Source organism: Lentzea fradiae, from assembly GCF_900100955.1.
Lineage (GTDB): Bacteria > Actinomycetota > Actinomycetes > Mycobacteriales > Pseudonocardiaceae > Lentzea > Lentzea fradiae.
This window is the reverse complement of the sequence record NZ_FNCC01000008.1, coordinates 459,192-479,571: the sequence shown is the minus strand read 5'-3', so window position 1 is coordinate 479,571 and position 20,380 is coordinate 459,192. Positions and strand designations below refer to the sequence as shown.

Sequence of the window (20,380 nt, the reverse complement as noted above, 5' to 3'; positions counted from 1 at the left end):
GATCGCGCGCAGGATCAGCGGTGTCGCCGCGGTCAGGCGTTTGTGGTAGCCGGGCTGGTGCGGCAGGTACGGGAACAGGTGCCCGAGCCTGCCGTAGGCGAAACGCAGCCAGTGGTGCTGCGACGGGAAGCCGAGCAGTACCTGGGCCACGGCCAGGCACAGCAACTCCGCGTCGGAGAGCTTCTTGCGCCGGCCGGGACGTCTGCGTTCGGGTGGTGTCAGGTGGTCATCGCAGAACACGTAAAGTGCAGTCAGGAGGGTGTCCAGATCGGTCGTCACAAACCTGATCTTGACACCCTCCTCCTGCGTCTCAGGACCGCCTTCAGCTCAAGAGCCAAACGGAATCAATCATCTAGTGTTTGTGAGAGCGGACGACTCTGGGGGCGACTGTGGGCAGGCTGGCCATCATCGGAGACGTGGGCGGCCACGCAGAGCAGTTGCGGTGGGCGCTGAACCTGTTGGGCGTCAACGGAGAACGACTGCCTCCCGACCTGATCGTGATCCAGGTCGGAGACCTCGTCGACCGCGGTCCGGACAGCACCGGGGTGCTCGACATCGTGGCGCGCCTACTGGCGGAACACCCTCAGCAGTGGATTCAGCTGACCGGTAATCACGAAGCACAGCACCTGCCGGGCGGCTCCCCGTTCTGGCCCGATCCGATCACCGGCGCCGACGTGCGACGGCTGCGGGAATGGTGGACCGACGGCCGCATGCGGGTAGCCGCAGCCGTACGCATGCCGGACGGTGAGGAATCGCTGATCACGCACGCCGGCCTGACCCTGACCAACTGGCGGGCATTGGGCGAGCCTCGATCGGCGACGCTCGCCGCGGCGCTACTCAACGAGCGACCGGAGCTGATCTGGAACACCGGTCACCACGCCCGTGACGACCAAGCCGGTCCACTGTGGGCAGAATCCGGCGCCGCGCTCCACGAACCGTGGATGACCTACAACGGCATAGTGCCCTTCTCGCAGATCCACGGACACTCAACGCTGGTGCACTACCCCGACCAGAGCTGGCGATGCACGGGCCGGATCCGCCAACGCGCCGAAGTCGACTGGCAGGCGCGCCACGTACGGGTTCGCGTCAACGGGCGCGTGTTCATCGGCGTCGATCCCTGCCACGGCCGCACCGGCGCCACACAATGGAAACCCTTGACTCTCCAGACCGCCGAACTGCTCACCGCCGCGCCCACCCAGTCCTAGCCGAACCCCAGCTCTTTTCGCTCGGCGAAAGTCTCAAACGGCGCGGAACTCAGACACTTCGCCTGCCCATCGTCTGGCATGCGCCGAGGGCGCACACCGACCTCATGCGAAACAACCCCAAGGGCCTTGGGAGCACGGCGTGGGAGCAGGCTGGGAGCAACTCCTTATGTTGAACATACCTCAACGGTCCTCAATGGACCTGAACGAACCCGCACCAACCTGCAAGAGTCATGTTTCTGCAGGTCAGAGCGGTATCGGTGCCATAGTTCACACAGAAAGAGTCCTCGGGTCGACCTGAACTGCGGTCAACTGCGTCAAACCGCAGGTCAACGGCCCTGAACGGACGTGTACGGCGCGGCGCGAAACAGATCAGACCCACATGGATAGTTCGCCATTCCGCTGCGCTGTTTGACGGCAAACGCTATGGTGCGATCGGAGGAGTGGACGTGGGTGGATACGAGGTAGACATCGCCGCGCTGCGCAAGGCCGCGGAGTCTGCGGTCAGCGCCGGCGAACAGGCGAAGCAGGTCAGGCTGGGCGAGGGGCCGGCCGAGATCCCGGCGGGCATGCGAGGCTCGCTGTCCGCGGCCACCGCGCCCAACCTGGCCAAAGCCTGGGACGCGAGGCTCGCCGCGTGGGCCGGCGAGATCACGAACTTCGCCGCCGACGTCCGCGCCGCTGCGGACCGCTACGAGAAGGACGAGAACGCCGCGGAGGACGACCTCTCGATCCTGGGCTGGTTGTTCAAATGACCTTCACCTACCACGACGTGCGCACCTGGAACTCGGGCGCGATCGAGAGCGCGGCCGCCACCGTCAAGGCGCGCAAACACAAGATCATCGGCCTGCAGGACGAGCTCAACCTCGCGTTCGGCCCCGTCTACTGGCACGGCAACGCGGCGACGGCCGCACAGACCAAGCTCGCCGCCCTCGTCGACCGCGCGGAACACGTAGTCGCCGAAGCCGGCACCGTGCTGCGGACCCTGCACAACTCGGCCGACGCCCTCACCGCGCTCCGCCACGAGGTCGAGAACACCGACTCCGCCGCGGCGTCCAACCAGTTCACCATCAGCGCTCAGGGCGACGTCATCGACGAACGTCCGCCGGAGGCGCAGGACACGCCGGAGAGCCTGCACCAGCGAGCCCGTCTCCGTGCAGAGATCGCCGAGGCCGTCGGCCGGATCCTACGGGCGGCCCACGAGGTCGACGCGGTGCTCAACAGCGCGCTCACCAAAGCGGAGCAAGCGCAGATCTCCGACGGCGGCGCGACGAGCCTCGCCGAGGCGGACGTCAGCAACAAGACGCAGGACGGCCACTACCGGATCGGCCCACCCGACCGCCCGGACATCAAGTTCGACGAGGACTTCGTCTACGACTCCAAGGAGTCCACGACTGGTGACCACCTGGACAAGGCGAAGTGGCTCACCAAGCTCCGCGGTGCCCAAGCGCTCGGCATGATGCCCGACGGCACCGAGATGTACGAGCACTACTGGAAGAACACCGGTGAGCCCAAGGAGTTCGACTACGAGAAGGCGTACCGCGACGACTCGGGCATCCGCCAGGGCGTCGACTCCGAGATCACCCGCGCCGCCGCCGCGGCCGCGGAGCTCATCCGCAGCGGCAACACCAACTTCCCGATGACAGGACATGCCTCGGTCGCCCAGCCCTATCCGACCACGGAGAACTGGCAGAAAGCGGTCGGCGGCTACCAGGTGTGGAGCCATTCCAACGTCCGGGTCGAGGGCAACAAGGTCACCATGGAGATCACCGTCAAGGCCGAGGACCGGTACAACTTCAACCGCGGCCAGGCCGACATCGCCACCGGCGCCGGCGACGACGAGAACGGCCGCTTCACCGAGATCGGCTGGGCCAAGCCGTTCGACACGCACGGCACGATCACCAGGACCGTCACCTGGGAGGTCGGCCCCCCACCCGCTGGGCCGACCGGGGAGCCGGGCGAGGATCGTGAGCCACGCGGATCGGGCCGCGACCGGGGACCGACCCCGGACAACCCCAGGGAGCACCGGTGAGGTTCACCAGGTTGACCGCCGTGCTGCTGTGCGCGGTGCTGACCGCGGGCTGTCAGTCGTTGTGGAACGGAGGAACGAACGTGCGCACCACCGACGTCGCCGGCAAGTCCGGCACCGGCGAGCTGCGAACCGACCTCGAGCCGCTCACCAAGCGGTTCGCGGCACTGGGCACTCCGGAGCAGGCCCGCTGGATGTCGGGCACCCTCGGCTCCGACCGCGCACCAGGCCCGTCGACCTACTGGATCGACGCCGTGATCACGCTTCCGGAGAGCAAGATCGACGAGCTGAGGTCCGCGTACAGCCCCGAGTCCGCAGGCAAGACGCCGGACGTCGTCGATGGCCTGCGCGGTGAGCTGCCCGACGGCAGCTTCCTCACCAGCGATCGACTCGACCAGGCTTTCAGCGCCGACAAATGGTTCGCCAAGGCATACCTCGTGCCGGCCGACCGTGCCCTCGTGCTTGTCGCCACCGGGACCTGATGCCTACGGCAGGCACCCGGTGCGGTTCCTGAGGCGCAGCTCGGCGCGAACAGCGTCGAGAGGTGCAGCCGGTGGGGCAAAGCTCCGCGCTCTCTTGCCGATGAGCGTGCGACCGACCACCGCGGAACGACTTCAGCCGCTGGAGGTAGCCGCGTTCCCGTTCGAGGACGAGTGCGGAGCGCACTGCGACCACAGCGCGAACCAGCTCTTCCTTGTCCTGGAAGTGGTTGTAGAGCTGCGACTTGCCCGTGTTGCTCGCGGCGCGGGCGTCGTCCAGCGTCGTCGCCCTTCACATACATCAAGTCGGCGGCCTCGACGATGCGCGCGCGGGTAGCGGCGCCGCGTGGCGTCAGCGTCCGCCCCGGCTGGCCGTTCTCCGGTCTGCTCACATGCGTCAGGCTGCCTTGCTTGATCACGGCCGGATGGACAGCCCGGATGGACTGCGCGGTCCACTCCTGCCGGCCTCACCCCCGCAGCAGACTGCGCAGGCTCGCGATCACGTGGTCCTCCTGGGCCGCGAGGTTCGGGACGAAAGCGTCCGCCAACTGGAAGACGTCCGGCCCCTCCAGCTCAACCACCGTCCTGCGCAGGGCGGCGGCACGCAGGTCCGACCGCGGGTGGTCGGAGACGATCCGGTGCGCGCCCAGCTCCGGTACCTCGTCGCGGACGCGGGTGAGCAGATGGTCGATGGCGAAGAAGAGGAACGCGCCCAGCACCGCGATGTTCGTGCGGAGGAACGGCCCACCGGCGATCTGCTCGTCCGCCTTCTGGACTTCCAGGGCCAGGAGCATCCCGATCTCGTCCGCCTCGAACTCCTGCTCGTGGCTTTTGCGCAGCCACTCCGAGCCGGTCGGCCGCGGCTGGTCCAGGTGACCGGCGAGGAAGTGCCCGTACTCGTGCGCCACGGCGAACAGCTGCGCGGCGTCTGCTGCCATGAAGGCGATCGCGCCGCGGCCGGTGCCGTCGAGCTGTTGCCGACCGCCCTTCCGGGAGTCGGTGTACAGGAGGTAGGCCGCCAGCGAGTTGGCCAGGTTCTCGGTCGCCTGCTTGGCCCGTCGCTCGTGCGTCTCCGTCTGCCTCGGCGGCCAGTCACCGCCACCCTCCGGGTCCACGATCACGACGCGGGTGCTCAAAGCGAGCGCCACCTCCGTGAGCAGCATCGGCACACCGACGTTGACCAGCAGCAGCGTGCCGTTGCGCATCCGGCGTGCCTGCGCGTTGAACGAGTGGTGCGGCCACTCGCCGAGGTGCACCGGTCCCGGCAGGTCCAGCCCGAGCCCGCGAACCGCGCTCTCGATCTTCTCCGCCCGTCTGGCGTGCGGGTCGTGCCGACCGGACAGCACGTCGTCCGGCGGGGTCTCACCCAGCAGGTTCTTCTCGCCGTAGTCGGCTGCCGCCTGCGCCAGCTGGCGCCGCACCGACTCCACCACGTCGGCGTACTCCTCGGGCGTCATCTTGCGCTCCACCAGGTGCTCCACGCCGTGCGAGCGCAGCAGTTCCCGGTACTCGCGCACCAGAGCGTCGTTCATCCGGCCTTCCACAGGTCGTCTGCCTCGTCCACCGGGCCGCACGTCACGGCCAGGGCGAAGTCCTGGGGTCCGAACAGCAGCTCGGAGACCGCGGTGACCTCCACCGCGTAGTCGCCGGGTGCCGCGTCGTCGATCCGCACGACTTGCACGTTGTTCGCCGTGTCTGCGGTTGCGTAGGTGGTGCGGCGGCGTTCGTTGCCGAGCACCCGCTGGCCGTCGGGCCGCCGCACGGCGAGGCTCAGCGCGTGCTGGATGCCGCGGCCGGGCGGATCGGTCCAGGCGAGGCACACCCGCAACGGACCGGGCGGCACGCCGCGCAACGTCAGGCGCGCGGTCTGGCCGAGCCGGCGCAGTGACCGGCCTTCGGTGAAGAACGCGGGCAACGTGCGCGTGAGGTCCAGCGCACCGAATCCCTGGTGGTGGTTGGGCGCGTGCGGGTGGTCGGCGCACGCGTCCGCGCCGCGCAACCAGCACGCGCCGTTGACCAGCGTCGCCTTGAGCAGTGCTGCGCTCGGGACGTGGCCGAGGCCGGTGAACCACTCGCGCAGCAATGCGGCGGCACCCGCCACCAGCGGGGCCGCCGTGCTCGTGCCGCCCAGCACCGCGTAGTTGTCGTCCCAGCCGTGCCAGAACGTGGAGTCGGGCGCCGCGGAGGACCGGGCGGACACCACGCACGTTCCCGGCGCCACCAGGTCCGGCTTGATCCGATCGTGCTCCTGGCAGGGGCCGCGGCTGCTGAACGCCGCCATCGCCTCCGCGTCACCGCCCAGCCGCTCGTCACCGATGGGCGCGTCGGGGAACGCGTCGGGCCGCCACTGCCGCCACGTCAGGTCCGGCAGGGCGCGGCTGCTGCGGCTCGCACCGACGGTCAGCGCGTTCTTCGCGGTGGCGGGCGCGTTGACGGAGAACAGGTCCACGAACCCGCGCGGGACGTGCCGGGGCGCGACCGACCGCCCGTCGTTGCCTGCCGCGATCACCACCAGCAGGTCGGGGTGCTCGTGCACGAACTCGTCGACCTCCAGCGAGCTCATCCGGTACACCGAGCCCGCGTCCGCACCCCAGCTGTTGTTGTGGATCCGCACGCCCGCGTCGTAGGCCTCGGCGAGCAGGTCGTTGAGGTCGACCGGCAGCCCGCCGAGCCGCCCTCGACCGTCCAAAATAGACTGGAAGAACACCCCCGCGCCCGGCGCCGCGCCGCGGAACTCACCACCGGACGCCGACCCGTCGCCGGCGATGGTCGCGGCCACGTGGGTGCCGTGTCCGTGTGGATCACTGGCGTCGCCCGGTCTCCCGCGTGCCACGACGGTGCGCAGCCGGTTCTTCAGGTCCGGGTGCCGTTCGTCCACGCCGGTGTCCGCGACGCCGACGAGCTGACCTGCCCCGGTCAGCCCGGCAAGCTCCGGCACGGCGGGACGCAGGCCGGCGATGCGCTGCGCGTGGTCGTTGAGCGGGGCAGGCGGCACGTGGAGGTCGACAGCGGCCACGTCCTGGCGATCGACCAGTTCCAGCAGACCGGGGTCGCCGAACGGGCACCGGAACCGGACTTTGCGCCGTCCCGCACCGTCTTCCGGCCAGCCGCGCGCCGCCAGCCAGGCGCGGATGGCGGGCAGGTCGGCCGCGCGGTGGGCGAGGACCTCGTAGCTCACCGGCCGTGCGCCCGGCATCGGGCCGCCGGGCAGCACGACGTTGTTCGCATCCGCGGTGTCCCCCGGCCGATAAGGCCGGACCTCGGCCACGAAGTCGAGCGCGGCGGCCGCTGCCGTCCCACCGGTGGGCAGCAGGACGACGTACCGCTGGTCGCCGACCCGTTCGAGCACCGTCGAGCCGAGATCGGCGAGCCGGCTGGCCCAGTCCGCGGGAGGGACGGGAACCGTGCGCAGGACCACGGTTTCGCCGTAGTCCGGCTGCTCGGCCTTGGGCCTGTCGGTCAGGGCAGGCATCGCCAGCGATCCGGCGACCGGATGACGCGGCGGTGGTGCGAGCGGCGGTTCCGGTGCGGTACCTGGAACTCCGGCGGAGTGCACGACCAGCCCGAGCCTGCGCAGCTCGGCCAGGTTGGCCTCGTCGGTCTCGCCCGAGACCACGCCGTCGCGCACGGAAGTGTTGTCCAGCAACGCGAGCACCGCGGCCCGGTCGCCGTCTTCCGGGATGTGACCCACCAGCGTCAGGACGGCCATGCGCGGCTAGCCCCGTCGCCCGAACAGGCCGCGGCGCCGTTTCGGCAGGCCGCGCAGCCGACCGGCCGCGCGAGTGGTCGCCTCACCGCAGTTCGAGGCGACCGCGAACTTGTAGAACGGGCGCGCCTTGTCCGGGTCGCCGTGGGTTTCCCAGTACCAGCCCAGGTTGTAGGCGGCCGTGCCCTTGACGCTGTCCTGGCGCTTCGCGTGTTTGTGCGCGTACTCCCACAGCGACTTCGCCCGCTCGTGGTTGCCCGCCTCGTCCTCCAGCGTGCCCAGGTTGAGCGCGGCCTTCGCGGAGAAGTCCGGGTCGCGGCTGTCGAACACCGCCTGGTAGGCCTTCCGCGCACCGGCGTGGTCGCCGAGCTGCTTCAGGACGTTGCCGAGCTGGTCCCCCGCCGCGCACCGGATCGTCGCCGGTGCGGAGGAGTAGCCGAGCACCGAGCGGAACGCGTCGCGCGCTTTCGCCAGATTGCCCAGCTTCTGCTGGGTGAGGCCGAGGTAGAGGTAGCAGCCGGCGGCGGCGTCGGGATCCGTGGCGTTCTCCGCGCCGCTCTTCAGCCACATCACCGCCCGCTCGTAGTCGCCGGCCTTCTCCGCCTCCATGCCGAACTGGAGACCCAAGATGGAGGCGAACGCCTTGCTGAGGGCGGTGTACTCCTCCTTGCGTTTGCGCGAGGCGTCGCCGTACATGCGGTCGCGCAGCGTCTTGGCCATCTCACCCCGCACGGTCTCCGGTGCGGAGGTGGTCTTGAACGCCGCGAAGTTCGCGTGCGGCTGGTTCGCCTTGCCCCACGGCAGCAAACCGTCTTTCCAGGCTTGAACGTCGTCCTTCGGCAGGATGATCTGGAGATCGCTCTCCTCGGGGCGGACACCGCACACGGGGCAGGGCTTGCCGACGCGGCCCCGCCAGCTGGCCTCGTACTCGTCGTCGCTCAACGCGACCTGCCGGTGCACGCAGTGCCCGCACCGGTGGGAGAGGACGAAGACGTTCAACCCTCACCTCAGTCCTGTCCCAGCACCGGAGGCGCACCGGGCGGGACGTCGATGTCCATCTGGCGCAGGGTGCGCGGTTCGCCGTCCGGGACCTCATCGGGTTCGCGCGGCTTCCCGACCGCGAACTTCACCGCGTCGTAGGCGGCGTTGCCGACCATGCCGGACGCGGCGGCGGCGGCGAGCCACTGCGCCAGGTCGGCCCCGGCGCCCAGAACCCGCTCTTTCGGCCGGTCTTCCCAGAACGCCTCGTCGAGGACCTGGTCTCCGGACAGCACGGCGGTCCAGCGCACCGGCCACTCGTTCGGCGGCACGGAGTCGGGCCTGGCCGCCAGCGCCTCGGCCTCGGTCTGGAACACCAGGGCCGGCGGCTCTCCCGGGCACACCCAGCCACCGGGCCACCACGGAGTCGGCTGGGCCGGAGCGAGTTCGAGCAGAGCCGCTCTGGCCTGGACGACCACGTCCCCGGCCTCGTCCTGGCGTAATCGGCGCGCCCGGCCGAGTGCGGCGTCCAGTGCGGTTCGTGCCGCCCGATAACGCCGTTCACTCGACGACGACAGATCGTCACCCACAGTGACCAGTCTAGCGGGCGAGGGAGTGATCGGTCTGCGGATCCGCGAACAAACCGAAGCGGCCGTCCGTAGTGTCGTGGCATGGAGGTCTGATGGCGGAGATCGCTGTGATCGGGGACGTCGGCGGGCACGCGGACCAGCTGCGGCAGGCACTGCGCGGGCTGCCGCCCGAGGTGATCGTGATCCAGGTCGGCGACCTCGTGGACCGCGGGCCGGACAGCCTCGGTGTCCTCGACGAGGTCGCGCCGTTGCTCGGCGGGCGGTGGGTGCAGCTGGCGGGCAACCACGAGGCGCAATACCTGCCTGGCGCAACGGCTTTCTGGAACGAACCGCTGCCGGCGCGGGGCGTCGAGATGCTGCGCACGTGGTGGGCGGACGGGCGGATGCGGGTCGCGGCGGCGATCACGACCGGTGGGGACGAGTACCTGCTCACGCATGCGGGGCTGACTCTCGCGGCCTGGCGGCGGTTGGGTGAACCGGCTTCGGCCGCGCAGGCCGCGGAGTTGCTCAACGAGCGGCCTGAACTCATCTGGGACATGGGGGCGCATGCACGGGATGAGTCGGCTGGGCCGTTGTGGGCCGAGTCCGGGGCCGCGCTGCACGAGCCGTGGATGCGGTACGGAGGCATCGTTCCGTTCGGGCAGATCCACGGACATTCGACGGTGGTGGACTTCAAGCACGAGCGCTGGCGGTGCGACGGACGGGTGAGGCAGCGCACCACCGTCGACTGGGAGGCGCGCCATGTGCGCGTGCGGGTCGGCGGGCGGCTGTTCGTCGGGGTGGATCCCGGACACGGTCGGGAGGGCGCCGAGCGGTGGCGTCCGCTGCTCATCGAGGGTGCAGAGGTCCAGGAACCGGCCTGAGATCGGGAGAGGAGCTTCGTCCTGCGGATCTCCCGCAGCAGCCCTGCGAGTTCGCGCGGATCTTCTCCGCCTTCAACGGCTGGCTCAACGTCCAAGTGGCCGTGTCCGAATAGCCACGGCCATCTCGCGTGCCGGTGATGGTCACGGTGTTCGCGCCCGGCCGCAACGTGATCGGCACGTGTAGATGCGGTCGGCGGCAGGAGTAGCCGCAATAGCCACACCGTTCAGCACGTTGTCCGTTGTGACATAAGCGCGAATGGGCGTGGCGCCCGTCGTGCGCGAGGTCAAGCGCGCTGTTCAGGTGCACGAACGGCGTGTCGGTCCACTGCGATTTGTAGAACCAGAACGCGTCCTTGCGCACGGCTCGGTCGTAGGTCACGAGACCGCGGCCGAGGAAGTGCCCGTGGGATCGCTTTCACCAGCGCCGACTCGTTCTTCGCCGTCGAACCCGGTCAGGCCGAGTCCGGAACCGGCGTGCCGGAGTTCAGCGCGAAGGCCGATCGCACCACGGGCATGTTCGCCTTCGTCGGCTTCATCATGAGCTTCATGGGAGCGTTGCTCCTCGCCCTGGTGCCACCGAGGAACGCGGTGCCCGGCCAGCCGCCGATCGGATCGGCCGTCGACTTCGGCGCTTTCTTCATCATCGAAGCGCTGATCTTTCTCTTCCTCATCACCACCGGTGTGGTCATCCAGGCAAGCCGGCGGGAAGTCCGTCGATTCGACGTGGTGTTCGACGGCTCGCCCGCATCTCAGCGAGCGGAACCCCGCTGTGGGAAACCGGGAACGACCAGCCGCATCAGTTCTGCCGGGACCTCCACGCGGTTATTCGACGAATCCGAACTCCTATTGACATCTCGGTAATCTGGGAGCGCTCCCATAGGACCTGCCATTTGGAGTCATCATGCGAAGGACCATTCGTGCCGTCGCTGTTGCCGGCTTGCTGGTCGCGAGCACGTTCGTCGCGACAGCGGGTCCGGCCAACGCCGATGTGACCATCTGCGACCAGTACGGGTCGACCACCATCCAGGGTCGTTACGTGGTGCAGAACAACCGGTGGGGCACCTCGGCGCAGCAGTGCATCAACGTCACGTCATCCGGCTTCCAGATCACCAGCCAGCAGGGCTCCGCGCCGACCAACGGGGCGCCGGTGTCGTACCCGTCGGTGTTCCTGGGCTGCCACTACTCCAACTGCTCCCCCAGTTCCACCCTGCCGATGCAGGTCAGCCGAATCCGCAGCGCCACGTCGTCGATCAACTACCGGTACGCCGGCGGCACGTACAACGCCTCGTACGACATCTGGCTCGACCCGACGCCGAAGACCAACGGCGTGAACCAGATGGAGATCATGATCTGGTTCAACCGCCAGGGCTCGATCCAGCCGATCGGCAGCGCGGTCGGCACTGCCACCGTGGGCGGGCGCAGCTGGCAGGTGTGGCGTGGCAGCAACGGTTCCAACAACGTGATCTCCTACGTCGCGCCGTCGCCGATCAACTCGTGGTCGTTCAGCGTGCTCGACTTCATCAACGACGTGCGCGCCCGCGGCGCGATCACGAACTCCTGGTATCTGACCAGCATCCAGGCGGGGTTCGAGCCGTGGAACGGCGGTACCGGCCTGGCGGTCGACAACTTCTCGGCCTCGGTCAGCGGCTGAGCCACGGCTCTGACCGTGCGAGCGGCTCACAGCACGGCTGAACGCCCGGCCGACCGGGAACCGCACGCCGGTGAGGTCTTCCCAGACGGCCCGGAGGCGTTGCCGCACGGTCAGGTCGCAGGAGTCAGGGCGGGAGGTGACCGGCCCTGGGTGGCCGCGCCGCTCGGCCAGTCCGCCTGGCCCGTAGTGCTGCTCGCCGAGGACAGACTGGTCGTGGCGACCCGCAGGACGGGAAGCGTGCCCGCCGGCCGGCCGGCTGATCACCGGATTGAGCCAGGTGATCAGCCGGCGGGGCGTTGCGGACCAGTTCGGTCTTAGCGACACCGGGGTATGCCGGCCGGACTGGAGCAGGAACTCCGCCGCGGCGTCGACCTGGACCGGCCCGCGGCGGAACGGCCGAGCAGTTCTGCCTGACCGTCCTGCTGGTAGCCGACACGCTCTCCGCCTGCACCCCGCCGCCGAGTCTGCCGGCCGTCTGCGAGTCGGAGCCGGCGGTCCACCTCACCGAACTGCGCTCAGCCCTGCGACTCGTGATCGTCACGTCCCTTGTGGGCGTACTGCCGCCCTCCTGGGTTCGTCCGGCTCCCCTGTTCCTCAGCGGAGGAGATCCGCTCCGGCAGCCGTCGCGGTCTTGATCCTGATGAACGGCCGTGGTGACGTGTTCCACGCGCCGCCCGCGTCGGTGATCAGGTGATGCCCGAGCCGGACCCGCCGAATCTCTTGCCGCCGCAGCACCCTTGAGAGCCGGGCCCCAACCCCCTGAGACCTGACCGGATCGAACGCGACATCGGCGAGGCCCGTCACCGCAGATTCTAATGAAAACCTGCGTTGTTCTTAGAATGGCGGAATGGAGGACATCGAGGCGATCGTCGTGCTGCAGGACCCCGTCCGGCGGCAGCTGTACGAGTACGTAGTCGCCCAGGATCACGAGGTGAGCCGGAACGAAGCGTCCGAGGGCGCCGGGGTCGGCCGCACGCTCGCCGCGTTCCACCTCGACAAGCTCGTCGACGCCGGGCTGCTCGTCACCGAGAGCCGACGGCTCACCGGGCGTTCGGGCCCGGGCGCCGGGCGACCGGCCAAGCTCTACCGCCGATCCGGCGCCGAACACCACGTTTCGGTCCCCGCCCGGGACTACCGCACCGCCGCCGACCTGCTGGCCGCGGTGGCAGACGACGCCCGGCTGGATGTCGAGCTGCGGGCCGCCGCCGCGCGGGAAGGACGGGCCGCGCGGGCCGCCGCCGGACCGATCGAGGACCTCGACGCGGTGCGGGCCGTTCTGTCCGTGCGCGGCTACGAGCCGCGCGCGGACGCGGACGGCGCTGTCGTTCGCCTGGCCAACTGCCCGTTCCACGTTCTCTCGGAGCGGCATCCCGCGCTGATCTGCGGGATGAACCTGGCGTTGCTGGAAGGTCTGCTGGAGGACGCCGAAGGGCTGCGGGCCCGCCTGGATCCGCAGCCCGGGATGTGCTGCGTCACCGTCGAGCTTTCTAAAAACAATCATGATTGACATAGAGTGGTGCGGATGGTGAGGTGGATGGCATGGCCGGACACCACCTCGCCCAGCTCAACGTCGGCACCCTGAGACATCCACTGGACCACCCGCTCACGCACGGCTTCACGTCGATGCTGGACACCTTGAACGAAGCCGCCGACAGGTCGCCCGGATTCGTGTGGCGACTGGTCGGCGACGGGAGCAACGACGCCACCGCGATCCAGACCACCCTCGGCGCGGACGTCATCGTGAACATGTCGGTCTGGGAGAGTCGTGACAGCCTGTGGGACTACGTCTACCGCAGCGGCCACCTGGACGTGCTCCGGCGCCGCGCCGAGTGGTTCGACCTACCGAAGACGGCGTTCCAGGTGATGTGGTGGATCCCGGCCGGCCACGTGCCCACCGTCGAGGAGGCGGTCGAGCGACTGCACCATTTGCGCGCGCACGGCCCGTCGCCCAGCGCCTTCGGGTTCAGAGACACGTACACGCCTGAGGACGCGGGTCTCGGCGTCGTGACCACCGACGGACATGACCAAGGCTTACACCGTCGGCAGAGCGCCACCGGGTGACCAGCACCCTCCGAAGCACGACCTTGAGGTCAGGATGCGCGATAACCCACGAAGAGTTCTCGGCCGCCAGACGCAGGACAAGACGACGAAGCGACGCCACGGTGCGCGAACACCCATGCCTTCGACGTCGGCCCTGTGCGTGCCGAAATTACATCCGCACAGGGCAGGCAGCATGCCGATACTCGTTGAGGACTCCGTCGAGAAGATTCTTTCGAGCTACCACAAGGCGTTCGATCTGGCAGCCCGCAGCAATCTCCCAAAAGGACGGTTTGCCCTGTTTGCACTGCAGTGCGGCGATGCCGCCGACAACGAGGGGTAACGGGACGCTCGGCGTCGGAAGAACCGGAGAACGTCGCGAGCGGAGTTCTTCGAATCGAATCACCGTCGAAGATGGAGCGAGATCCGGACACCTCGTTGACGCTCGCGGAAACCGCACCGACCCTGGGAGCGCTCCCAGAGTCCTGTGGGGCGTGAGCGCGAGGAGAACAGATGAAGCGGCGGAACAAAGCTTTCGGCGCGCTGGCCGCGGCTTTGGTGGCCATGGGCGGGATGCTCGTCATGGGCACGGCCGGACAGCCCGCGGCCGTGGCGGCGGCGGGCGGCACGGGCGTCGGCTACCTGCACACCAGCGGCAACAAGATCGTCGACAGCACGAACACGACGGTTCGGCTGACCGGGATCAACTGGTTCGGCATGGAGACCGACAACAAGACCTTCCACGGTCTGTGGTCCAGCCGCACGTGGCGTCAGCAGCTCGACCACATGGCCCAGCTGGGCTACAACACGCTGCGCGTCCCCTTCTCCAACGACGCGCTGAAGCCCGGCGCCACCGCGACCGGCATCAACGACTACACCAACCCCGACCTGATCGGGCTGTCGCCGTTGCAGATCCTCGACAAGGTGATCGACTACGCGGGCCAGAAGGGCATGCGGGTCATCCTCGACCGGCACCGGCCGACCAGCGCCGGTCAGACCGCCCTCTGGTACACGGCGGGAGTGCCGGAGTCGACCTGGATCAACGACTGGAAGACCCTCGCCCAGCGCTACGCGGGCAACACCACGGTCATCGGGGCCGACCTGCACAACGAGCCGCACGCCGAGGGCACCAACCCGGCCGCGACCGGCTCGTGCTGGGGCTGCGGCGACACCGCCAGAGACTGGCGGCTCGCCGCCGAGCGCGCGGGCAACGCGATCCTCAGCGTGCAGCCGAACTGGCTGATCTTCGTCGAAGGGGTGAGCTGCCCGAGCGGCGGGCTGTCGAACGTCTGGGACGGGGACACGTCCAACGACGAGGACTGCGGCTGGTGGGGCGGCAACCTGTCGAAGGCGGGCGAGTTCCCGGTGCGCCTGTCCGTGCCCAACCGGCTCGTGTACTCCCCGCACGAGTACGCCACCTCGGTCTACGACCAGCCGTGGTTCAGCGCGCCCGACTACCCGGCGAACCTGCCCGCCATCTGGGACAAGTACTGGGGTTACCTCTACAAGCAGAACATCGCGCCGCTGATGATGGGCGAGTTCGGCACCACCCTGGCCAACCCGGTCGACAAGGTGTGGCTGGAGAACCTCATGGCCTACACCGGAACCGGCGTCAACGGCATGTCGTTCACCTACTGGTCGTGGAACCCCAACTCCGGTGACACGGGCGGAATCCTCGGCGACGACTGGACCACGGTCAACCAGGCCAAGCAGAACATCCTCCAGCCCTACCTCATCCCACCCGTCGCCAACGTCCCCGACACCACCACGACCACCACGACGACGACCACGACTTCATCCGGCGGCACCAACGCGTGCACGGCGGTCTGGAAGCTCGACAACTCGTGGCAGGGCGGCTTCCAGGGTTCCCTGACCGTCACCAACAAGGCGACGAGCGCCGCCAACCCGTGGAAGGTCGTGTTCACCCTGCCCGCCGGAGCCACCGTCGCAAGCGGCTGGAACGGCAGCTTCACCCAGTCCGGCACCACGGTCACGGTCACGGCGCCGTCCTACAGCCCGTCCCTGGCTCCCGACGCGGCCGTGTCGCTCGGTTTCACCGCCAACGGCACCGCAGGTACTCCCTCGGCGGTCAGCCTCAATCAGGCTGCCTGCACCAGTTGACAGCACGCCGGCCGCGGTCCCGCACCAGCCACCGCGGCCGGCGTGACCCAGCAAGTGCAGGTCCTCGACCACCAGCACGAGGACAGTGAGTCCATCGGGCTCGGCCGACGCGATCAGCTCGTGCACGAGCCGATCCCCGCTTCACCCTCCACCTGCGCCAGGGCGAGCCGGTTGCGCAGCGCGTGGCTCATCGCCTCGAGCTCGTCGCGGCGTCCGGCGAACACCGAGTCTTTCCGCGCAGCCGGAGACCGGTTCAGGACGCGTCCCCTCCCCTCACCGGCGAGGACGGTCGAGCTCGCTGAGACACGCGAGCCGGCAGGCCGGTCCGGCTCAGGACGGCGACAGGACGCAGGTCTCGTCGCAGGTCGCGTGCAGCACGGGCGGGTCTCCCTGGGCGACGTGGAGGATCACGATCCGCTTCTCCTGCGGGACCTGCGTTCCCCGGAAGTCGATCCTCCCGCTCTTGCCCTCCAGCACCGGCAGGCTGCTCGGATCGGGAGCGGCGTCGCGGGCGGGGCCGGGGTTCACCGGAGGACGGCCGATGTCGCTGATCGTCTTCCACAGGTCGCCGGACGACGGCCTGGTGACCGGCAGCAGTTCCTTCATGGCGTGCGCGTAGAGGTCGAGGGCGTCGTAGGCGAGCGTGGCCTGGCCGTCTACGAACAGGTTCGGGTCGTCCTTGCAGTCGGATTCGAAGATCTGCCGCATCTTCCGGTAGATGTCCTCCTTCGCGGTGCAGAAGTTCGAACCGACCGCGAAGGACAGCACGTCGTACGTGACGCTCGGGTGCTTCGTCCGCAGTTCCGTGTCGGCGGCGTACCGCACGATGTCGTCGTCGGTGAGCATGGCCAGCTGCCCGGCACACGAACCGGCGATGCCGTCCAGCAGGTCGACGAACTCGCCGGGACGGCCCGCGTAGAGGACCAGCGTGTCCGGCGTGCCCTGGCAGAGCTGCTGCCCGATCACGCGGGCGTCCGTGTGGTCCTTCTCGGTGCTGGGGCGGTAGGCCAGGTCCGGGAGCACTTCCCTGGTCCTCCCCAGGCTCTTGTCGGCGAAGCGGGCGCGGAAGCTCTGGGCGAGGTCAGCGGAGTAGAGGTCGGTCTCGTCCGCCGAACGCACGATCCGGACCTTGTTGTGGTCCGGGTACTTGATGTTCGCGTACGCGACGGCGACGCGCGCCTCCCTGTCGTTGGTCGGCGAGATCTGGAAGTACCGCGAGGACACCGCCGGGAACCCGTTCGCCGACAACGTGGCGGCCACCGTGGGAAGCCCTTGCCTGCCCAGCTTGTCGATCGTCTTCCGGGTGGTCTCGCGGCTCTGCGCCAGGCCGAGCACGCCCACGACCGTCGGGTCGCGGCGCATCCAGGTCTTCAGGTGCTCGACGAGCTTGTCGCCGTACTGCATGGTCCGGCCGGCGTTGCCCAGCAACACCTTGATCAGCGGATGGCCGTTGCCGTGGTCGTCCAGCAACCGCGCCTGCATCGCCGCCACGCCCATGAGCCGCGCGGTGTTCGTGGCCAGCGTCTCGGGCTGGCTGCTCATCGCCGACACGTACACGACCGTCGCGAAAGGACGCTCCGGCTTGTCCTCCTTGGCCTGGTCCACCTGCTCGTTCTGGTGGGCGATCTGCTTCTGCACCCGCATGAAGCGGTCCCTGAGCTCGCTGGTCCCGCCGTCGAGCAGCGGGATCGCCCTGCTGCTCACGCCGACGCAGTCGGCCTCGCCGAGCTTGGTCAGCGTCTCGAAGTTCGCGTCGCCCGGCGACAACCCGCAGTGCGTGTCGCGTTCCGCCGCGGCCGCGGTGATCCGCCAGTACCCGCCCGCCGCGACGACTCCGAGCAGCAGCACGACCACCATCGCGAGGAAGGACGTCCGCGACCAGAACGGGGCCGGCCGGACGGTCAGCGTCGCCAGCGGCCGCACGTCGCCGGGTTTGATCTCCACCGGCGGCACCCGCAGCGGCAGGAACCACGCCGCCGGCCGGCGGGCCCGGCTGTTCGCGGCGAGCTTGTGCGTCCAGGTCTCGTAGGCGCGCCCGGCGTTCTCCACCCACGCCGGGGCGCGCTCGTCCGCCGCCGCCGCGTCGGGCGGCACCTTCTCGCTGCCGCTGATGATGATCAGCGGGTCGAACGAGCCGGTGTCGTTGCGCACGTCGTTGATCAGCTTCAGCAGCGCGTAGCCGCCGTTGTCGCGGCGGATGCCGTCGAGCAGCACCACCGGGTAGACGGTGCGGCGGGCCGACCTGACCCGCCACGGTGTGCGCCGGTAGTCCCGGCGCACGTCCTCCAGGAACGCGTTGACCAGGAGCTTGGCGAGCTGCCCCGCGTCCTCGTGCGGTTCCGCGCCCCGGCCGGGCGCGAGCGTGCCGGTGAGCCGTTCGGCGAAGCCGAGGAACGTGCCGGGGTCGTGCGGTGCGAGGTAGGGCTGGCGCAGCAGCCACCGGTACTCCCCGCCCGGAACCAGACCGCGCAGCTTCGCCCGGAACAGGAACGTGGGCAACACCTTCAGCGCGACGCGCGCCCACCACGGCACGGCGTCGGCGGCGGTGTCGATCGCCTCCTGGGGGATCAGGTCGTCTTCGGTGCGGCCGCGCAGGTCGCGTTCGCGCAGCCGGGTCAGCAGGCTCGTGGCCGACTCGTGCTCGCCGTCCTCCGCCGGCTGGTTCATCAACCAGTAGACGAGCCGGAAACGCGGGAACTCATGCCGCCCGTAGCGTGCGTTGGCCGCTCCGGACAGCTCGCGGGCCACCGCCGCCAGCACCGCGCCCACTTCCGCGACCTGGTCCGGCGGCAGGCTCTCCCCCTCGGTGTCGGGGAACTTGTGGTACGCGTGCGGGATCCGGCCGGGGTGGGCGTCGAGCAGGTGCGTGCGCAGGACCTTCAGCAGACCGGCCGACCCGTGCTCGCGAACCAGGCAGAGCAGGGGGATGCCCCGGTCGTTCCCGGCGCGGGCGCCTGGCCGCCTTCCTGGCAGCTCGCCGAACCTCGGACGCTCGGTCAGGCCCTGGACCAGCTTCAGGAGTTCGTCCATGACGTCGACGGACGACGGCAGCTCGGCAGTGTTGATCTCGATCACCGTTCTCCTCCGACGTGAGGCCGCTCCCGAATGGGGAATCCGACTGTAACTCCTGGTCTGCACCCGCGGTCACGAAAGAGCAATGTCGCCGCGTATTCCACCGACCTGCGGAATACACGTACGAGACAACACCCCCCATGAGTCGAACACATGCCGCCCCTCCTTTCTAGCGTCAAACGCCGGGCTTCGCCGTTGGTTCACCTTTCCGTGTTACGAGCCACGCCCTGCTCCCCCCGCCGGACAGGCAGAAGCTCTGCGTGCACCGCTGCCGGGCCGACCTGCGGCAGGGCGACGTCCACGGCCCGCGATGTCGTCTTTTTGTCCATCTATTGCTCTTCCGGCGGCCGAAACGACGATTCAGGGTTGCGGTCCTACACGCGCGGACGTCGAATTGTTCAGGGACCGGGATTCCCTTCCCCGGGGCTCTGACTGGCGCCGCACGATAGACGGCCTGCCGGCCAGGGCCGCGTTCTTATCCCCGTGGTGACGCCGAAGATGTCGCAGAAGCCGGAGTGAACGGAACGGTCCGCGCAAGCCGCACGGGAACCGGCCGCGTGTCAGGTCTTTGTCAGCGGCCTGCTCGATCCTTCTGCTCGGGCAACGCCTCACGCTGCCTCGGCGGCCGATCCGGACGCGGCCGCGTTCGACCGAACAGAGAGAAACCACCGCATGGAAACGAAGTCGAAGACCTGGGGCGTCATCGCGACCCTCACCGCCCTGGGCAGCCTGACGCTGAGCGCGACGCCGGTCGCGACCGCCGCGCTGCCCGTCGTCAACATGGAAGCCACTGTCCTGGCCGCCCAGATCGACCCCCGCCGCGCGGACGACACGCTCACACCGGGTGCCAAGGCGTCCGTGCTGGCGGTCGAACGGGCGCTGCAGGCACGCAACCTGCTGGAAGCCCGCTGGGTCGACGGTTACTTCGGCACCACCACCATCTCGGCGTACGCGGCCTACCAGCGCTCGCTCGGCTACACCGGCCTGGACGCGAACGGCCTGCCCGGCGCCACCTCGCTGGCCAAGCTCGGCGAGGGCAGGTACACCGTCTCGAACGTGATCAAGCCGGGCGCCAAGGTCCAGCGCGACGGGTACGTCGTCAACGCCCGCACGCAGTCGATGCTCACCGAGGCGGAACGCCTGCTGGGACGCAGGCTCGTGCTGTCGCAGGGCTCCTACAACCCCGGCGGCGACCCGACCTCCGCCGGCACCCACGACGGCGGTGGCGCCGTGGACATCGAGGTCGACGGCATGTCCACCGCGACCCGCACCGCCGCTGTCCGCGCACTGCGCCAGGTCGGCTTCGCCGCTTGGCTGCGCAGCCCGTCGCAGGGCAACTGGCCGTGGCACATCCACGGCGTGGCGATCAACGACACCGACCAGGCCACCCAGGCCCGCAACCAGGTCGGTGACTACTACCTCGGGTTCAACGGTCTCGCCAACCACGGACCCGACGACGGGCCTCGCGTCACGATCCGCACCTGGGAGGAGTACCAGCGTTCGCGCTGAACACCGGGCCGGGTCACCGTCCTACCCCGGCGATCGCCGGGGTAGGACGGTTGAGCGGTTCCGCTGAGGTTGGCGTCATGCGCGCGTTGAACCGGCTCGGGTCTTCCGCTCCTTGTGGAAGGCCGTGCACGACCGGCTTTCGT

At 69.2% G+C, this 20,380-nt stretch carries 17 protein-coding genes and 1 pseudogene; 12 read left to right on the top strand and 6 right to left on the bottom strand.

What is annotated here, in order from left to right; translation table 11 throughout:
• Positions 1-279, bottom strand: a pseudogene (locus tag BLT23_RS21645) (IS982 family transposase); the annotation flags it as partial.
• Positions 280-389: 110 nt separating this feature from the next.
• Between BLT23_RS21645 and BLT23_RS21640 the strand changes: the two are divergent.
• The 4 genes from BLT23_RS21640 to BLT23_RS21625 all read left to right on the top strand — a co-directional run bounded on the left by BLT23_RS21640 (position 390) and on the right by BLT23_RS21625 (position 3,713).
• Positions 390-1,205 (top strand): metallophosphoesterase, encoded by an 816-nt coding sequence (locus BLT23_RS21640; protein ID WP_090051613.1) that lies wholly within the window; start codon positions 390-392, stop codon positions 1,203-1,205.
• A gap of 446 nt (positions 1,206-1,651) precedes the next feature.
• Positions 1,652-1,957, top strand: a complete 306-nt coding sequence (locus tag BLT23_RS21635; protein ID WP_176946859.1) for a type VII secretion target — start codon at positions 1,652-1,654, stop codon at positions 1,955-1,957.
• A complete protein-coding gene (locus tag BLT23_RS21630) occupies positions 1,954-3,234 on the top strand; it encodes a WXG100 family type VII secretion target (protein WP_090051611.1) in 1,281 nt (426 codons plus the stop codon). The genes BLT23_RS21635 and BLT23_RS21630 overlap by 4 nt, the downstream gene beginning before the upstream one ends.
• The gene (locus BLT23_RS21625) at positions 3,231-3,713 is read left to right on the top strand and encodes a hypothetical protein (RefSeq protein WP_090051610.1); all 483 of its coding nucleotides are present in this window, start codon (positions 3,231-3,233) and stop codon (positions 3,711-3,713) included. The genes BLT23_RS21630 and BLT23_RS21625 overlap by 4 nt, the downstream gene beginning before the upstream one ends.
• Positions 3,714-4,177: 464 nt before the next feature.
• On the opposite strand, the gene BLT23_RS21620 is transcribed toward BLT23_RS21625, so the two are convergent.
• From BLT23_RS21620 to BLT23_RS21605, 4 genes are read right to left on the bottom strand one after another with little or no spacing between them, the layout of a single operon-like run.
• Complete coding sequence (locus BLT23_RS21620; protein WP_090051609.1) at positions 4,178-5,242, bottom strand: M48 family metalloprotease; 1,065 nt, start codon at positions 5,240-5,242, stop codon at positions 4,178-4,180.
• The gene (locus BLT23_RS21615; RefSeq protein ID WP_090051608.1) at positions 5,239-7,419 is read right to left on the bottom strand and encodes a S8 family serine peptidase; all 2,181 of its coding nucleotides are present in this window, start codon (positions 7,417-7,419) and stop codon (positions 5,239-5,241) included. The genes BLT23_RS21620 and BLT23_RS21615 overlap by 4 nt, the downstream gene beginning before the upstream one ends.
• A gap of 6 nt (positions 7,420-7,425) precedes the next feature.
• A complete protein-coding gene (locus BLT23_RS21610; protein WP_090051607.1) occupies positions 7,426-8,415 on the bottom strand; it encodes a tetratricopeptide repeat protein in 990 nt (329 codons plus the stop codon).
• An 8-nt stretch (positions 8,416-8,423) separates the two neighbouring features.
• Entirely contained in the window at positions 8,424-8,984 is a 561-nt protein-coding gene (locus BLT23_RS21605; protein WP_143035996.1) for a hypothetical protein, read from the bottom strand.
• A 92-nt stretch (positions 8,985-9,076) separates the two neighbouring features.
• Between BLT23_RS21605 and BLT23_RS21600 the strand changes: the two genes are divergently transcribed.
• The 7 genes from BLT23_RS21600 (at position 9,077) to BLT23_RS21570 (ending at position 15,656) form a co-directional block, all read left to right on the top strand.
• Positions 9,077-9,847, top strand: coding sequence for a metallophosphoesterase (locus BLT23_RS21600; protein ID WP_090051605.1), 771 nt, complete (start codon positions 9,077-9,079; stop codon positions 9,845-9,847).
• Positions 9,848-10,321: 474 nt separating this feature from the next.
• Positions 10,322-10,708, top strand: a complete 387-nt coding sequence (locus tag BLT23_RS21595) for a DUF4436 family protein (protein ID WP_090051604.1) — start codon at positions 10,322-10,324, stop codon at positions 10,706-10,708.
• Positions 10,709-10,748: 40 nt separating this feature from the next.
• Positions 10,749-11,498 carry a GH12 family glycosyl hydrolase domain-containing protein gene (locus BLT23_RS21590; RefSeq protein WP_090051603.1) on the top strand — a complete coding sequence of 250 codons (750 nt, stop codon included), beginning with the start codon at positions 10,749-10,751 and terminating at the stop codon, positions 11,496-11,498.
• 847 nt (positions 11,499-12,345) lie between these two features.
• On the top strand, positions 12,346-13,005 hold the full coding sequence (locus BLT23_RS21580) for a helix-turn-helix transcriptional regulator (RefSeq protein ID WP_090051601.1): 660 nt from the start codon (positions 12,346-12,348) through the stop codon (positions 13,003-13,005).
• Between the two features lie 32 nt (positions 13,006-13,037).
• Positions 13,038-13,559 carry a DUF3291 domain-containing protein gene (locus BLT23_RS21575; protein ID WP_090051600.1) on the top strand — a complete coding sequence of 174 codons (522 nt, stop codon included), beginning with the start codon at positions 13,038-13,040 and terminating at the stop codon, positions 13,557-13,559.
• Positions 13,519-13,878, top strand: coding sequence for a hypothetical protein (locus BLT23_RS40850; protein ID WP_176946828.1), 360 nt, complete (start codon positions 13,519-13,521; stop codon positions 13,876-13,878). The genes BLT23_RS21575 and BLT23_RS40850 overlap by 41 nt, the downstream gene beginning before the upstream one ends.
• Positions 13,879-14,048: 170 nt before the next feature.
• Positions 14,049-15,656, top strand: a complete 1,608-nt coding sequence (locus tag BLT23_RS21570) for a cellulase family glycosylhydrolase (RefSeq protein WP_090051599.1) — start codon at positions 14,049-14,051, stop codon at positions 15,654-15,656.
• Positions 15,657-15,986: 330 nt separating this feature from the next.
• Here the strand turns inward: BLT23_RS21570 and BLT23_RS21565 are convergent, their stop codons facing one another.
• Entirely contained in the window at positions 15,987-18,731 is a 2,745-nt protein-coding gene (locus tag BLT23_RS21565) for a type 1 periplasmic-binding domain-containing protein (protein ID WP_090051598.1), read from the bottom strand.
• A 669-nt stretch (positions 18,732-19,400) separates the two neighbouring features.
• Between BLT23_RS21565 and BLT23_RS21560 the strand changes: the two genes are divergently transcribed.
• Positions 19,401-20,237, top strand: coding sequence for a peptidoglycan-binding domain-containing protein (locus BLT23_RS21560; RefSeq protein WP_218133822.1), 837 nt, complete (start codon positions 19,401-19,403; stop codon positions 20,235-20,237).
• The last annotated feature ends 143 nt before the right edge of the window (positions 20,238-20,380 follow it).